Raw genomic sequence first — 15,276 nt, 5'->3', positions numbered from 1 at the left:
CGCCAACCCGTCGCGCCCGTCGGGACCGGCCCAATGCCTGTTCCGGCAACCGGATCGGGCGCGGAAAAAGGCGCTTCCGCGCGATTCGGCGCGGTCGTTGCTTCAGTTCGGGAACGCAGGGCCGCGTACCCGCCGCGCAATGAAGCAGGCATCGCTTTAATGACGACCTTAGAAAGGATCCATCGGATGATCGGCTTCAAGAACACGAGCTTTGTCGCGGTGCTGCTGACCGCTTGCTGTCTTGTTTCGCAGGCTGGAGCAGCCGGACCCGCCGGCGCGCCGACCCAGACCAAGCCGCCTTCGGGTCCGCATGAGGTCTCGATCGGCTTCAATGTGTTCGTACCCGAGACGCTGACGGTTCCTGTGGGTACGACTGTGACCTGGGTGAACAACGACGGTTCCAATCACAACGTGATCTTCGCCGACCAGACCAAGAGTGGCCGCCTGCGGCACGATGCCTCCTGGACGCGCACTTTCACGGCGCCTGGCAGCTACGACTACAAGTGCGCCATCCACGGCGACGTGATGAAAGGCAAGGTGGTGGTGCAGTAGTCGCGTTGGAAATCAGCCGCCCGTAGCGGGGGCGCAGCCCGGGAAGGCTGCTCCCGGAGTTCAGGACGCCAGCAGCTTGCGATGCGTGTGGATCGACATCAGCAGGCCGAAGCCCGCCAGGAGGCTGACCATCGAGGTGCCGCCGTAGCTCATCAGCGGCAGCGGCACGCCGACGACGGGGAGCAGGCCGATGACCATCCCCATGTTGATGAACACGTAGACGAAGAACGTCATCGCCAGGCTGCCGGCGAGCAGGCGCTGGAAGCTGTCCTGCGCGCGCGCCGCGATGTAGAGACCGCGACCGACGATGGCCAGGTACAAGGTCAGCAGCACGCAGATGCCGATGAGCCCGAGTTCTTCGGCGAACACCGCAAAGATGAAGTCGGTGTGCGATTCGGGAAGGAAGTCGAGCTTGGCCTGCGTGCCTTCGAGCCATCCCTTGCCGAACACGCCGCCCGAGCCGATCGCGATCTTCGATTGCGCGATGTGGTAGCCGGTGCCCAGCGGGTCGGACTCCGGGTCGAAGAGGGTCAGGATGCGCTGGCGCTGGTAGTCGTGCAGGCGCGCCCACAGGATGGGCGCCGCTGCGCCGATCGCAGCCAGCGCGCCGAAGATGTACTGCCAGCGCAGGCCGCCCAGGTACAGCGCGAATCCGCCAGCAGCGACGATCAGCAGCGAGGTGCCGAGGTCGGGCTGGACCATCACGACCACGGTTGGCAGGCCGATCAGCATCAGCGTCAGCACCACGGCATGCCAGCGCGGCGGCAACGTGAACAGGTGCAGGAAGGCCGCGACCATGATCGGCATCGCAAGCTTCATCAGCTCCGACGGCTGGAAGCGCAGCACGCCAAGATCCAGCCAGCGCTGAGCGCCCTTGGCGTGATCGCCCAGCACCAGCGTCAGCGCGCACAGCAGCAACGCGAAGCCGTAGAACCACGGCGCCGCGCTGCGATAGATCTCGGGCGGCGCCTGCGCTGCGGCGGTCATGACGACCAGGCCGATCAGCAGGCGCTCGGCCTGGTTGATGACCATCGCTATCGAATGGCCCGATGCCGAATACAGGACGGTCAGGCCCAGCGCGCAGACCGCCAGCAGCAGGCACAACAGCACGGGGTCGATGTGCAGCACGTCGAACAGCTTGCGGACGCGCGTGTCGTCGTTGCTGGAGCGATGGAAGGGGCTCATGTGCGAAAGCTTATTCCTCGTCGTCGGACGCCGAGCCCGGCGAGCCGATGAGTTCCACCGGAGCCGCCGGCACTCCCGCCGCCACGGGAGCGCCGGCGCCCGGATCGGCCGGCAGGTTGTAGAGAATCTGGCCGAGCAGATACTGGTCCATGACCTGGCGCGCCACCGGGGCGGCCGCGGAGCCGCCATGGCCGGCGTGCTCGGCAATCACCGCAACGGCGATCTTGGGGTCTTCGGCGGGTGCGAAGGCGATGAACAAGGCGTGGTCGCGCAGGTGGAACGGCGTCTCGGTGAGCTTTCGGGCCCGCAGCTCGTCCTGCGACATGCCGGCGACCTGCGCGGTGCCGGTCTTGGCGGCCACGCGGTACGGCGCGTCCTTGAACACGCGATACGCGGTGCCGCGCTGCGAGGCCGTGACCTCGACCATCGCGTTGATCACGGTCTCCCAGTCCTGCGCGTGTCGATGCGGAATCGCGGGCAGCGCTTCGGGCGGTACCAAGGTGGTGGCGCCGGTGAGTGTGTCCTGCATCGCGTGCACGACGTGCGGCTTGAACCCCTTGCCGCGCATCGCCATGCGCGCCGTGATCTGCGCGAGCTGCATCGGCGTAGTGGTCATGTAGCCCTGACCGATGCCGATGTTGAGCGTCTCGCCCGGGAACCAGGCTTCCTTGCGCGTGCGCATCTTCCATTCGCGCGACGGCAGCAGTCCGCTCTTCTCGAGCGGCAGGTCGACGTCGGTGGGATGTCCGAGTCCGAACAGCGACAGGAAGGTATGGATGCGGTCGATGCCCAGCGCCTGCGCGACCTCGTAGAAATAGATGTCGCAGGACTGGATCACGCCGCCTGCCATGTCGAGCCAGCCGTGGCCGCTGCGCTTCCAGCAGCGGTACTTGCGCGTCGAATGCGGCAGGCTCATCGAGCCGCTGCAGTATTCCCCGTGGCCGCCCTGGAGCGTTTCGTATTCGAGACCGGCCAGCGCCATGAACGGCTTGACGGTCGATCCGGGCGGATACGCGCCTTGCAGCGCGCGGTTGTAGAGCGGGCGCTTGCGATCGTCGAGCAGCGCCTTGTACGTGGTGCGATCGATGCCGGCGACGAAGGGCTGCGGGTCGAAGCCGGGCTTGGAGACCAGCGCGATGACTTCGCCGTTGCGAGGATCGATCGCCACGACCGCGCCGTCGAGGCCGGCGAGCGCTTTCTCGGCCGCCATCTGTACCTTGGCGTCCAGGCTCAGCACCAGATTCTTGCCGGGTGCGCCCTGGCGGTACTCCAGCTCGCGCAGCGGACGGCCGTAAGCATTGGCTTCGACGATCTTCGCGCCGGGTGTTCCGCGCAGCTCGTTCTCGTGCGACTTCTCGACGCCGATCTTTCCGATCTGCGTCAGGCCCTGGTAGGCGGCGGCCTCGATCTTCTTGAATTCCTCTTCGGTGATGCCGCCGACATAACCAACCACATGGGCCGCCGCCGAGCCGAGCGGATAGCTGCGCGTGAGCGTGGCAGTGACGTCGGCGCCTTCGAAGTCGAAACGGTTGAGCTGGAAGCGCGCGACCTGCTCCATCGTCAGGTTGCCGCGCAGCGGCACCGAACGATAGCGAGGTGTCTTGCCGACCCGATCCTTGAAGCGTGCGATCTCGACGTCGTCGAGATTCAGCACCGGTCGCAGGGCGCGCAGCAGCGTATCCATGTTCTCGACCTGCTCGGGCACCACCTCGAGCACGAAGGCAGGTGTGTTCTGCGCGAGCAATACGCCGTTGCGGTCGGTGACGAGCCCACGCACCGGCGGTACCGCGGACAGGCGCATGCGATTTTCTTCTGCACGCGTCGCGTAGTACTCGCGATCGATCACCTGCAGCCCGATCAGCCGGTAGACGAGCAGCGACGTCATGCTCAAGCACACCAGTACGGCGACGCCGATGCGCGTCATGTACATGTGCTTCTCGCGGACGAGATTCTTGAGGTTGTCCATGAGAGATCAGCGGCGCGTCAGGCGCCGACCCGCGTCCCGCTCGCGCGCTTCTGCGGGAGCGAAGCGAACGGTGCGGCGAGGGCCCACGTCGGTCGCATGTCCATCACTCCTGCGAATGGCGCCGCGTCGCGCCCTCGAGCACGGTGTACACCAGTGGCCAGAACAGCGTCGTCGACAAGGCCGGCAGCCAGCGCAGCCAGACGTCCGCGCGATGGCGCGAGATGTCGTCGACCATCGTCATCAGCAAGCAGTACGCGGCCCATGCCGGAATCAGCGCGATCGTCGACTGCCACAGCGGGAACAGGACGAACACGGCGCGCAGCCGTGCCATGAAGAACACGAGCAGCACGAAGCCCATCGCATGCTGACCCAGAACGGTGTTGTAGAGGACATCGAGGGCGATCCCGAGGAGGAACGCTGAGATCAACGCGGGCACGCGAGGTTCCGCGAGCGCCCAATAGACCAGGATCAACGGGATCCACAGGGGCCTGGCGGCAGCGACCGCGTCCGGCAGTGCGACCAGTTGCAGAAACAGGGCAACCAGAAGGCTGAGCCAGAATCGCCTGAAGGGCGTTCGACTCATGGTCCCGGCGCGGTCGGCGCCGGGCGCGCGGGAGCCGCCGGTTCGGGCGCGGCGGGCGCGGGAGTGGCGGAAGCCGGAGTGGCGGGCTTTTCGGCGGGAGGCGGCGGGCTTGCAGGCGCGGGTTTCGCCGCAGGCGGTTGTGTTGATGGCGGCGCTTGCGTCGGTTGCGCCGGGGTGGCCGGTTTGGCGGCCACGGCGGGTTTCGCAGCAGGCTTTGCCGCCACGGCGGATGCAGCGGGTTTGATCTGCTGCGCTTCGGCAGCTGCGGCTTCGCTGGCCTGCAATGCGTCGATGGCCGGGCGCTCGCTCCACACGAGCAGCGCCTGCCGGCCCTGGCCGACCCGCGCCGCGGGAGTCACCAGCGCTTCCTTGAAATGACCGCCGGGTGTGTGCTCGACGGATTCGACGCGACCGACCGGGAAGCCGGCCGGGAAGCGGCCGCCGAGCGACGACGACACGACCAGGTCGCCCTTCATGATCTCGGCGTTGGCAGGAAGGAAGGAGAGGCGAAGACGCTGTCCGCTGCCCTGGCCGAGCGCGATCGCCTGCAGGCCGTTGCGATTGATCTCGACCGGGATGCCGTGATCCGGGTCGGTGAGCAGAAGGCCGATCGACGTGCCCGGCAGCACCTCCACGACCTGGCCCAGCACGCCGCTGGCGTCGATGATCGCCTGACCCCGGTACACGCCGTCGCGCTCGCCCTTGTTGAGGGTGATCTGCTGGCGATACGGATCCTGATTGGCGGCGACGATGTCGGCCACCGCGACCTGGTCGGTCAATCTCGCCGAGGCGTCGAGCAGTTCGCGGATGCGGCGATTCTCGGCATCGAGTGCGGCATAGCGCTGGAGTTGAGCCTCAAGCGTGAGCTGCCGATTCTTGAGCGCGATGTTTTCGTTGAGAAGGCGCTGGCGCGAGTCGAGATGCTCGAACGCGAGGCCTACCTGATCCGGCAGCTCGGCCATCCAGACCACCGGACGGAGCGCCACGGCGAGCCACTCGCGCGGCGACTTGATGCGTTCGCCGTCCAGTTCTGCCGCCATCAGCCCGCCGCATACCATCAAGAGCGCGAGCGTCTTGAGCCCCAGCCCCGGTCCTCGCGGAAACAGGGGTTTGTGGGAGCTCGCGCTGAGGGAATTCAAGCTCGCGCCTTCTCTGTTGAGACGGATGAAATGGGTCGCGCGCAGATTAGACCCGCCACCGCTGCGCCGCAATGGTCCGGCTCAAATTTTCCGCAGACGGCTCAGGTGCTTATGCAAGACTTTGCAACTTTCCCGGAAGTTCGGTGATTTGTGACGAAAGATCGAATTTCATCACAGTGATCGCGCGTTGCGCGCGTCATTCCATGGAGTAGAAGTCGCCCTGGCGGTCGAGCATGTCCAGCACCATGCCGCCGCCGCGCGCCACGCAGGTCAGCGGGTCGTCCGCGATGATCACCGGCAGGCCGGTTTCCTCGGAGATCAGCTTGTCCAAGTCGCGCAGCAGCGCGCCGCCACCGGTGAGCACGATGCCGCGCTCGGCGACGTCGGAACCCAGTTCCGGCGGGGTGCGTTCCAGCGCCTGCTTCACCGCCTTGACGATGCCCGCGAGCGGTTCCTGCAGCGCGTCGAGGATCTCGTTGGAGTTCATCGTGAAATTGCGCGGCACACCGGCGGCCAGATGGCGACCGACGACGTCGATCTCCTGCACTTCGTGACCGGGGAACGCGGTGCCGATTTCCTGCTTGATGCGCTCGGCCGTGGCTTCGCCGATCAGCATGTTGTACTGGCGGCGCACGTACGAAACGATGGCCTCGTCGAACTTGTCGCCGCCGATGCGCACGCTCTCGGCGTAGACGATGCCGTTGAGCGAGATCACCGCGACCTCGCTGGTGCCGCCACCGATGTCGACGACCATCGAGCCGCGCGCATCGCCGATCGGGATGCCGGCGCCCATCGCCGCGGCGATCGGCTCTTCGATGACCCAGACCTTGCGCGCGCCGGCGTTCTCGACCGATTCGCGAATTGCACGGCGTTCGACCTGCGTCGAGCCGTAGGGCACGCAGACGACGACACGCGTGATCGGACGCATCATCCGGCCCTTCTGCACCTTGCGGATGAAGTGCTGGAGCATCTTCTCCGTGACGGTGTAGTCGGCAATGACGCCATCGCGCAGCGGTCGGATCGTGGAGATGTTGGTCGGCGTGCGACCCAGCATCTTCTTGGCTTCGATGCCGACGGCTTCGACTTTCTTGCTGCCGCGCGCATCGCTGCGGATGGCGACGACCGAAGGTTCGTTCAGGACGATGCCTTCATCGCGAACGTAGACGAGGGTGTTGGCAGTGCCGAGGTCAATGGACAGATCGTTGACGAACAGGCGGCGGACGGCGTCGAGCATCGGGGGATGGTCTCGCGGAATTCGGGCAAAAAAGGCTGCGGAATATGGCTGCCTCGAAGGCAGACTTCAGGGCACAGCAGGCCGCGGAGCGGGTACTATTGTGCGGCGCACATCTTAATCCAAAAAGGTCGTCAGCAAGATGAGTCTCTCAGCGGAACAGGTCCGGCAGGTCGCTCACCTCGCACGGCTGGAAATCCAGCCCGAGCAGGTCGAACACTACGCGGGGCAGCTCTCGCGCATCCTCGATGTGGTCGGGCAGCTTGCCCAGGCGAACACCGAGGGTGTCACGCCAATGGCGCATCCGCTCGCGATGGTGCAGCGGCTTCGGCCCGACGTGGTCACCGAGCCCGACCGTCGCGCGGACTACCAGGCACATGCGCCTTCGGTCCAGGACGGATTGTTCCTGGTGCCCAAAGTCATCGAGTAGACCGGAATCGGGTAGTGGCACCGGAGCGTCATCACTGACCCCCGCTTCCGATGAGCCCTGCCTTCAACGATTCCCGATTCTCCAACCCCGATTTCCGAGCCGCATGCACACACTCTCACTCAAGCAACTCGCCGACGGACTGCGCAGCAAGCAGTTCTCCAGTCGCGAACTGACGCAGCACTATCTGAAGCGCATCGAGACGCACGACCCGAAGCTCAACAGCTTCATCACGGTGACGCCGGAAATCGCGCTCGCACAGGCCGACGCCGCCGACGCGCGCATAAAGGCCGGGCAGGCCGGGCCGCTGACCGGCGTGCCGATCGCGCAGAAGGACATCTTCTGCACGCAGGGTGTCCGCACGAGTTGCGCGAGCCGCATGCTCGACAAGTTCATCGCGCCCTACGACGCCACCGTCGTGACCAAGCTGCATGGTGAAGGCGGCGCGGTGATGCTCGGCAAGTGCAACATGGACGAGTTCGCGATGGGCTCCTCCAACGAGACCAGCTGGTACGGCCCGGTGAAGAATCCCTGGGACCTGACGCGCGTTCCGGGCGGCTCCAGCGGCGGATCGGTGGCCGCGGTCGCCGCCCTGCTGGCCCCGGTGGCCACGGCCACGGATACCGGCGGATCGATCCGCCAGCCTGCGGCGCTGACCAATCTCACCGGCATCAAGCCCACGTACGGTCGGGTGTCGCGCTTCGGCATGATCGCGTTCGCGTCGAGCCTCGACCAGGGCGGCGTCGTGGCGCGCAGCGCCGAGGACGCCGCGGTGGTGCTGCAGGCGATGTCGGGCTTCGATCCGCGCGATTCGACGAGCGTGGAGCGCGACGTCGACGATTACCTGCGCGATCTGAACCGTCCGATTGATGGCCTGCGCATCGGCCTGCCGAAGGAATACTTCGCCGAAGGCCTCGAGCCCGCGATCCGCGCCTGCGTCGAGCAGGCCGTGAAGCAGTTCGAACAGCTCGGCGCGAAGATCGTCGAAGTGTCGCTGCCGCATGCGCCGCTGTCGGTGCCCACGTACTACGTCGTGGCGCCCGCGGAGGCCTCGAGCAACCTCGCACGCTTCGACGGCGTGCGTTACGGACATCGCACGGAGTCCTCGCGCACGCTCGAGGAGCTCTACAAGAAGAGCCGTGGCGAAGGCTTCGGCCCCGAAGTGCAGCGCCGCATCATGATCGGCACCTACGTGCTCAGCCACGGCTACTACGATGCGTACTACCTGCAGGCGCAGAAGGTCCGCAAGCTGATCTACGAGGATTTCCGCAAGGTCTTCGAGCAGTGCGACGTGATCCTCGGGCCGACCACGACGGACGTCGCGTTCGAGCTGAATTCGAAGATGGACGATCCGGTGGCGATGTATCTCAACGACATCTACACGATCGCCGCGAACCTGGCCGGCATTCCGGCCATGAGTCTGCCCTGCGGTTTCGTCGGCGGGCTGCCGGTGGGCATGCAGCTGATGGGCAATTTCTTCGAGGAAGCGCGGCTGCTCAACGTGGCCCACCAGTACCAGCAGGCGCAGGACTGGCATCGCCGTTCGCCGGCGGCCTTCGCGTAGACGCCTCGCCGACGTGCCCATACGCCGGCGAAGCGTGTTTTCCCGGCCTTACGGCGCGCTGACACGCAATTAGCGTTTACCCCTATGCGGGGTTCCTGACCACTTGAGTAGCATTCTTCTCCCAGCAAGGACCGAATGGTTCCCAGCTGGGGAGGAAAGAGGGTGCGAGCGACGGATACACGCAACCCCGACTATTTTCATAAGGTCGTCGATTGCCAGTGGGCATGCCCGGCACACACGCCGGTTCCGGAATACATCCGGCTGATTGCAGCGGGCCAGTACGCCGATGCGTACATGGTCAACTGGAAGAGCAATGTGTTCCCCGGAATTCTCGGTCGCACGTGCGATCGCCCTTGCGAACCCGCGTGTCGACGCGGTCGCGTGGAAGAGAACAACGGAGACAAGCCCGAGCCGGTGGCGATCTGCAGGCTCAAGCGCGTGGCCGCCGATCTCAAGGGCGACATCGCGGCGCGACTGCCCAAGCCCGGCGTCAAACGTAACGGCAAGCGCATCGCCTGCGTCGGCGGCGGGCCCTCCTCGCTGACCGTTGCGCGCGATCTCGCGCCGCTGGGCTACGAGGTGACGGTCTTCGAGGCGGATCCCAAGGGCGGCGGCTTCATGCGCACGCAGGTGCCGCGCTTCCGTCTGCCGGAGGCCGTGATCGACGAGGAGGTCGGCTACATCCTCGATCTGGGCGTGGAATTCCGCGGCGGCACGCGTATCGATTCGATGAAGACGCTGCTGGCCCAGCACTGGGACGCGGTGTTCGTCGGCAGCGGTGCGCCGCGCGGACGCGACCTCGAGATCCCGGGACGGGCCGAAGCGGCGGCGCACATCCACATCGGCATCGACTGGCTCTCGTCCGTGTACTTCGGTCACGTCACGAAAGTCGGCAAGCGCGTGATCGTTCTCGGCGGCGGCAACACCGCGATGGACTGCTGCCGCTCCTCGCGTCGCCTCGGCGGCGACGAGGTGAAGGTGATCGTGCGCTCGGGCTTCGACGAGATGAAGGCGAGCCCGTGGGAGAAGGAGGACGCGATGCACGAAGGCATCCCGATCCTGGATTTCCGCGTGCCCAAGGCCTTCATCCACGAGAACGGCAAGCTCACGGGCATGACGTTCGAGAAGGTGCGCGCAGAGTACGACGCCAAGGGGCGCCGCAAGCTGGTGCCCACCGGCGAAGAAGACGAGTTCCACGCCTGCGACGAGGTGCTGCTCGCGGTCGGCCAGGAAAATGCGTTCCCCTGGATCGAGCGCGACTGCGGCATCGACTTCGACGAGTGGGGCATGCCGGTGGTCGACAAGATCACCTTCCAGTCCTCGCGCCCCGACGTGCTGTTCGGCGGTGACGCCGCATTCGGACCGAAGAACATCATCTGGGCAGTCGCGCACGGCCACGAAGCCGCGGTGACGATCGACAAGATGCTCAACGGCGAGGATGCGCGCGACAGGCCGCTGCCGGCGGTCGCGGTGATGTCGCAGAAGATGGGCATCCACGAGTGGAGCTACGACAACGAGGTATCGCTCGACGAGCGCCGCAAGGTGCCGCTGGCACCCAAGGAGCGCGCGCTCAAGGACATCAAGCTCGAGGTGGAGCTCGGCTTCGACGTCGCGCTGGCGTTGAAGGAGACGCAACGCTGCCTGAACTGCGACGTGCAGACGGTGTTCGCGCCCAAGCTGTGCATCGAGTGCGACGCCTGCATCGACATCTGCCCCGTCGACAGCCTCACGCTGGCGCCGAACCTCGAAGAGCCCGAACTGCGGACGCATCTGACCGCGCCTGCCGTGAACCTCACGCAGGCGATCTACGTCTCCGATGCCCTCCCCACCGCGCGCGTGATGGTGAAGGACGAAGACGTCTGCCTGCACTGCGGGCTGTGCGCGGAACGCTGCCCGACCGGTGCCTGGGACATGCAGAAGGTTCTGATCGAAATCACGAAGGCCGGGCCGGCCTGCCGCTCGCGCGCACCGGCCCCCGAGGAGGTTGTTGCATGAGCGCTGCATCGCTGTCGGCCATCAACGATTTCGTCGTCAAGTTCGCCAACGTCAACGGTTCCGGTTCCGCTTCGGCCAACGAGCTCTTCGCCAAGAGCATCCTGCGCATGGGCGTACCGGTGAGTCCGCGCAACATCTTCCCTTCGAACATCCAGGGTCTGCCGACCTGGTACGAGGTGCGGGTTTGCGAGAAGGGCTGGCTCGGCCGCCGCGGCGGCGTGGATCTGCTGGTGCAGATGAATCCGCAGACCTGGACCGACGATCTGGTCGAGCTCGCGCCGGGCGGCTACCTGTTCTACGACAACTCCAAGCCGCTGCCGCTGTCGCGTTTCCGCGCCGACGTGAACCTGATCGGCATGCCGCTCACGGAGATCTGCAGCCGCACGTATTCCGATCCGCGTCAGCGCCAGCTGTTCAAGAACATTCTCTACGTCGGCGCACTCGCCTCGTTGCTGGGTGTGGATCTGGCGGTCATCGAGAAGCTCATCGGCGAGCAGTACAAGACCAAGGAGAAGCTCCTCTCGGCGAACGTCAAGGCACTGCATCTGGGCCACGAGTGGGCGCAGGCCAACCACAAGCCCATCGGGCTGCAGGTGCGCAGAGCGGATGCCGTGGGCGATCGGATCTTCGTCGAAGGCAACATGGCGACCGCGCTGGGCTGCGTCTACGGCGGCGCCTCGGTCTGCGCCTGGTACCCGATCACGCCGTCGTCGTCGGTCGCCGAAGCCTTCGAGAAGTACTGCCAGAAGATGCGCGTGGACCCCGAGACCAAGCGCAACCGCTACGCCATCGTGCAGGCCGAGGATGAGATCGCGTCGATCGGCATGTGCGTGGGCGCCGGCTGGAACGGCGCGCGTGCGTTCACGGCCACGTCGGGGCCTGGCGTGTCGCTGATGAACGAGTTCATCGGCCTGGCGTACTTCGCAGAGATCCCGGTGACGATCATCGACGTGCAGCGCGGCGGGCCGTCCACCGGCATGCCGACGCGCACGCAGCAGGCCGACCTGCTCGGCGCCGCGTACGCATCGCACGGCGACACCAAGCACGTGATGCTGCTGCCGCAGGATCCGACCGAGTGCTTCGAGTTCGCCGCGACGGCGCTGGACCTGGCCGACCGTCTGCAGACGCCGGTCTTCGTGATGACCGATCTCGACATCGGCATGAACCAGCGGCTGTGCGCGCCGATGCAGTGGGACGAAACGCGCTCGCTCGATCGCGGCAAGGTGATGACGGCCGAGGAACTCGAGAGCGGCCGCGACTTCGGTCGCTACCTGGACGTCGACGGCGACGGCATTCCGTACCGCACGTATCCGGGTACGCATCCCACCAAGGGGGCGTTCTTCACGCGAGGCACCACGCGCGATCCGTACGCGCGCTACTCCGAGAAAGGCCCCGACTACGTCTACAACGTGCAGCGCCTGCTGCGGAAGTTCGACACGGCCAAGACGCTGGTCCCTGCGCCGATCCACACGAAGGCCCCCAAGGCCACGCCTTTCGGCGTCATCTACTACGGCTCGACGAGCCCGGCGATGGACGAGGCGGTCGATGCGCTGCAGGCACAGGACAAACCGCTCGACACGCTGCGCGTACGCGCCTTTCCGTTCCCGACGAGCGTGCGCGAGTTCGTGCTCGAGCACGAGTACGTGTTCGTCGTCGAGCAGAACCGCGACGCGCAACTGCGCAGCCTGCTGATCAACGAATTCGATCTGGATCCGGCGCATCTGGTGGCGGTCCTTCATTACGACGGCACACCGATCACGGCGCGCTTCATCGTCGATACGATCGAACAGCGGTTGCAGCCGCTGCGCGTCGTGCCGCTGACGGGGCGCGCGGCATGAGCGCCCTATCGATGCGCCGCGTGGAGAACGCCTCGTGACCTACCTCGCCAAGCCCAAGCTCCACCACCCCTCGCTGACGCGCAACGCCGTCGGTTACACGCGCCGCGACTACGAGGGCAAGGTCTCCACGCTGTGCGCCGGTTGCGGCCACGACTCGATCTCTGCCGCCATCGTGCAGGCCTGCTGGGAACTCGATGTCGAGCCGCATCGCGTCGCCAAGCTCTCCGGCATCGGGTGCAGCTCGAAGACGCCGGATTATTTCCTGGGCCAGTCGCACGGCTTCAATACGGTTCACGGCCGCATGCCCTCGGTGCTGACCGGCGCGAATCTCGCCAACCGCGACCTGCTCTATCTCGGCGTCTCGGGTGATGGCGATTCCGCCTCGATCGGCATTGGCCAGCTCGTCCACGTGATCCGGCGCGGCGTGGCGATGGTCTACATCGTCGAGAACAACGGCGTGTACGGCCTCACGAAGGGCCAGTTCTCGGCCACCGCCGACCAGGGCTCCATGTCCAAGAAGGGCGTGAAGAACGCCGACAGCCCGATCAATCTGGCAGCGCTCGCGCTGCAGCTCGGCGCGACGTACGTCGGCCGCGGGTTCTCGGGCGACAAGCACCAGCTCGTTCCGCTGATCAAGGGCGCGATCCGCCATCGCGGCGCTGCTTTCATCGACGTCATCTCGCCCTGCGTGGCGTTCAACAATCACGCCGGCAGCACCAAGAGCTACGAGTACGTGCGCGAGCACAACGAGGCGGTGAACTTCCTCGACGTGATCCCGTGCAAGAGCGAGATCACGGTGGATTATCCCGAAGGCTCGCTGGTGGAAGTCGAGCAGCACGACGGCAGCGTGCTGCGCCTGCGCAAGCTGTCGGCCGACTACGACCCGACCGATCGAATCGCCTCGCTCAACCACGTGCTCGCCACCGAGGCGCGTGGCGAGGTGGCAACCGGCCTGCTGTTCGTCGACACCGAGGCCGAGGATCTGCACGCGCACCTGAACACGGTGGAGACGCCGTTCAACAAGCTGGGTGTCGGCGAGCTCTGTCCGGGCAAGGCGGCCCTGGACCGGATCAACGCCTCGTTGCGCTGACGCACACCGTAGCCCGGACGAAGTCCGGGAGCTTTTCCTCGATCCAGAGCGCAACCCGGACTTCGTCCGGGCTACGGTGCCGGTTGCCCCGAGGGCTACCGGCCTGCGGCGCATTCATGAGACATTTGCGCTCTCGTTCCGGCTTGTTCCGGACCCGTTCGTCCTCATCCATGACTCCGTCTCCGCATTCCGCGGTCGGAGCTGAAACGCAATGAACTCAAACACCTGGGAAGCCGTCATCGGACTGGAAGTGCACTGCCAGCTCCGCACCAAGTCCAAGATCTTCACCGGCGCGGCGACCGAATACGGCGCCGCACCCAACACGCAGGCGGACCCGGTCACGCTGGGCATGCCCGGCGTGCTGCCGGTGCTCAACCACGACGCGCTGCAGATGGCCGTGAAGTTCGGCCTGGCGGTGGATGCCGAAGTCGCCGAGCGCAGCGTGTTCGCGCGCAAGCATTACTTCTATCCCGACCTGCCCAAGGGCTACCAGATCTCGCAGTACGAGCTGCCGATCGTGGGCAAGGGGCATCTGGACATCGAATTGCCGGGCGAGAAGGGCGGCGAGCCGGTGGTCAAGCGCATCGGCATCACGCGCGCGCACATGGAAGAGGACGCGGGCAAGAGCCTGCACGAGGCCTTCCCGGGCTTCACCGGCATCGACCTCAACCGCGCCGGCACCCCGCTGATCGAGATCGTCTCCGAGCCGGACATCCGCTCGGCCGCCGAGGCGGTGGCCTACCTGAAGAAGCTGCACCAGCTGGTCGTCTACATCGGCATCTGCGACGGCAACATGCAGGAAGGCTCGTTCCGCTGCGATGCGAACGTCTCGGTCCGCCGCCGGGGCACGGAGAAATTCGGCACGCGCACCGAGACCAAGAATGTCAACTCGTTCCGTTACGTCGAGAAGGCGATCGAGTACGAGATCGAGCGCCAGATCGAGGTCATCGAGGGCGGCGGCACGATCATCCAGGAGACGCGCCTGTTCAACCCGGACACCGGCGAGACGCGGGCGATGCGCAGCAAGGAAAACGCCAACGACTACCGCTATTTCCCTGATCCGGACCTGTTGCCGGTGGTGGTCGAGCGCAGCCAGATCGAGGCGATCCGCGCGACCATGCCGGAGCTGCCGGAAGCCAAGCGCCTGCGCTTCGTGACGCAGTACGGCCTGCCGAAGTACGACGCCGGCGTGCTGACCGGCGAATCCGAACTGGCCGACTTCTACGAAGTCGTCGTGAAGTCCAGCGGCGCGGATGCCAAGACCTGCTCGAACTGGATCACCACCGACCTGCTCGGTGCGCTCAACAAGCTGGGCAAGGACATCACGACGTCGCCGATCACGGCGGACATGCTGTCGGGGATGCTCAAGCGCATCGTCGACAAGACCATCTCCGGCAAGATCGCCAAGGACGTGTTCGAGGCGATGCTCAACGGCGAGGGCGATGCCGACACGATCATCAAGGCCAAGGGCCTGGTGCAGATCACCGACGACAGCTCGATCATCGCCACCATCGAGAAGGTCATGGCCGACAGCCCGGGCCAGCTCGCGGACTACCGCAGCGGCAAGGACAAGCTGTTCGGTTTCTTCGTCGGACAGGTCATGAAGGCCACGCAGGGCAAGGCCAATCCGGACGCCGTGAACCGTCTGTTGAAAGAGAAGCTCGCGCCCTGATCTCCAGGCAGGTGCGAGCGCTTCGACAGGCTCG

Annotated in this window: 12 protein-coding genes; 7 read left to right on the top strand and 5 right to left on the bottom strand. The window is 65.8% G+C overall.

What is annotated here, in order from left to right; all coding sequences use genetic code 11:
• Positions 1 to 186 precede the first annotated feature (186 nt).
• On the top strand, positions 187 to 552 hold the full coding sequence (locus DFR24_RS19015) for a cupredoxin domain-containing protein (protein ID WP_246051718.1): 366 nt from the start codon (positions 187 to 189) through the stop codon (positions 550 to 552).
• Positions 553 to 612: 60 nt separating this feature from the next.
• Here DFR24_RS19015 and rodA read toward each other — a convergent pair whose 3' ends face one another.
• The 5 genes from rodA to DFR24_RS18990 form a co-directional block, all read right to left on the bottom strand.
• Positions 613 to 1,737, bottom strand: coding sequence for a rod shape-determining protein RodA (gene rodA, locus DFR24_RS19010; RefSeq protein WP_133882983.1), 1,125 nt, complete (start codon positions 1,735 to 1,737; stop codon positions 613 to 615).
• Positions 1,738 to 1,747: 10 nt separating this feature from the next.
• Positions 1,748 to 3,703, bottom strand: coding sequence for a penicillin-binding protein 2 (mrdA, locus tag DFR24_RS19005; RefSeq protein ID WP_133882982.1), 1,956 nt, complete (start codon positions 3,701 to 3,703; stop codon positions 1,748 to 1,750).
• 103 nt (positions 3,704 to 3,806) lie between these two features.
• A complete protein-coding gene (gene mreD / locus DFR24_RS19000) occupies positions 3,807 to 4,286 on the bottom strand; it encodes a rod shape-determining protein MreD (protein WP_133882981.1) in 480 nt (159 codons plus the stop codon).
• The gene (gene mreC, locus DFR24_RS18995; RefSeq protein ID WP_133882980.1) at positions 4,283 to 5,497 is read right to left on the bottom strand and encodes a rod shape-determining protein MreC; all 1,215 of its coding nucleotides are present in this window, start codon (positions 5,495 to 5,497) and stop codon (positions 4,283 to 4,285) included. The genes mreD and mreC overlap by 4 nt, the downstream gene beginning before the upstream one ends.
• Positions 5,498 to 5,621: 124 nt before the next feature.
• On the bottom strand, positions 5,622 to 6,659 hold the full coding sequence (locus DFR24_RS18990; protein WP_133882979.1) for a rod shape-determining protein: 1,038 nt from the start codon (positions 6,657 to 6,659) through the stop codon (positions 5,622 to 5,624).
• Between the two features lie 139 nt (positions 6,660 to 6,798).
• Between DFR24_RS18990 and gatC the strand changes: the two genes are divergently transcribed.
• From gatC to gatB, 6 genes are all read left to right on the top strand, one after another.
• Positions 6,799 to 7,086 (top strand): Asp-tRNA(Asn)/Glu-tRNA(Gln) amidotransferase subunit GatC, encoded by a 288-nt coding sequence (gatC, locus tag DFR24_RS18985; RefSeq protein WP_133882978.1) that lies wholly within the window; start codon positions 6,799 to 6,801, stop codon positions 7,084 to 7,086.
• 103 nt (positions 7,087 to 7,189) lie between these two features.
• Entirely contained in the window at positions 7,190 to 8,647 is a 1,458-nt protein-coding gene (gene gatA, locus DFR24_RS18980) for an Asp-tRNA(Asn)/Glu-tRNA(Gln) amidotransferase subunit GatA (RefSeq protein ID WP_133882977.1), read from the top strand.
• Between the two features lie 162 nt (positions 8,648 to 8,809).
• Positions 8,810 to 10,642: an FAD-dependent oxidoreductase gene (locus DFR24_RS18975; RefSeq protein ID WP_133882976.1), complete on the top strand. Its 1,833-nt coding sequence runs from the start codon at positions 8,810 to 8,812 to the stop codon at positions 10,640 to 10,642.
• Positions 10,639 to 12,480: a 2-oxoacid:acceptor oxidoreductase subunit alpha gene (locus DFR24_RS18970; protein ID WP_133882975.1), complete on the top strand. Its 1,842-nt coding sequence runs from the start codon at positions 10,639 to 10,641 to the stop codon at positions 12,478 to 12,480. Before DFR24_RS18975 ends, DFR24_RS18970 begins: the two co-directional genes overlap by 4 nt.
• Before the next feature lie 34 nt (positions 12,481 to 12,514).
• Entirely contained in the window at positions 12,515 to 13,570 is a 1,056-nt protein-coding gene (locus DFR24_RS18965) for a 2-oxoacid:ferredoxin oxidoreductase subunit beta (RefSeq protein WP_133882974.1), read from the top strand.
• A gap of 211 nt (positions 13,571 to 13,781) precedes the next feature.
• Positions 13,782 to 15,242 carry an Asp-tRNA(Asn)/Glu-tRNA(Gln) amidotransferase subunit GatB gene (gatB, locus tag DFR24_RS18960; protein WP_133882973.1) on the top strand — a complete coding sequence of 487 codons (1,461 nt, stop codon included), beginning with the start codon at positions 13,782 to 13,784 and terminating at the stop codon, positions 15,240 to 15,242.
• Positions 15,243 to 15,276: the final 34 nt, after the last annotated feature.

Origin of the sequence: Panacagrimonas perspica (genome assembly GCF_004364935.1) — a bacterium.
GTDB lineage: Bacteria > Pseudomonadota > Gammaproteobacteria > Nevskiales > Nevskiaceae > Panacagrimonas > Panacagrimonas perspica.
Note: the sequence above shows the minus strand (reverse complement) of the source record. Positions and strands in the feature narration are given on the sequence as shown.

Coding starts and splice junctions, on each gene's coding strand:
- DFR24_RS19015 (WP_246051718.1), top strand. CDS start 187: ATGATCGGCTTCAAGAACACGAGCTTTGTCGCGGTGCTGCTGACCGCT.
- rodA (WP_133882983.1), bottom strand. CDS start 1,737: ATGAGCCCCTTCCATCGCTCCAGCAACGACGACACGCGCGTCCGCAAG.
- mrdA (WP_133882982.1), bottom strand. CDS start 3,703: ATGGACAACCTCAAGAATCTCGTCCGCGAGAAGCACATGTACATGACG.
- mreD (WP_133882981.1), bottom strand. CDS start 4,286: ATGAGTCGAACGCCCTTCAGGCGATTCTGGCTCAGCCTTCTGGTTGCC.
- DFR24_RS18990 (WP_133882979.1), bottom strand. CDS start 6,659: ATGCTCGACGCCGTCCGCCGCCTGTTCGTCAACGATCTGTCCATTGAC.
- gatC (WP_133882978.1), top strand. CDS start 6,799: ATGAGTCTCTCAGCGGAACAGGTCCGGCAGGTCGCTCACCTCGCACGG.
- gatA (WP_133882977.1), top strand. CDS start 7,190: ATGCACACACTCTCACTCAAGCAACTCGCCGACGGACTGCGCAGCAAG.
- DFR24_RS18970 (WP_133882975.1), top strand. CDS start 10,639: ATGAGCGCTGCATCGCTGTCGGCCATCAACGATTTCGTCGTCAAGTTC.
- gatB (WP_133882973.1), top strand. CDS start 13,782: ATGAACTCAAACACCTGGGAAGCCGTCATCGGACTGGAAGTGCACTGC.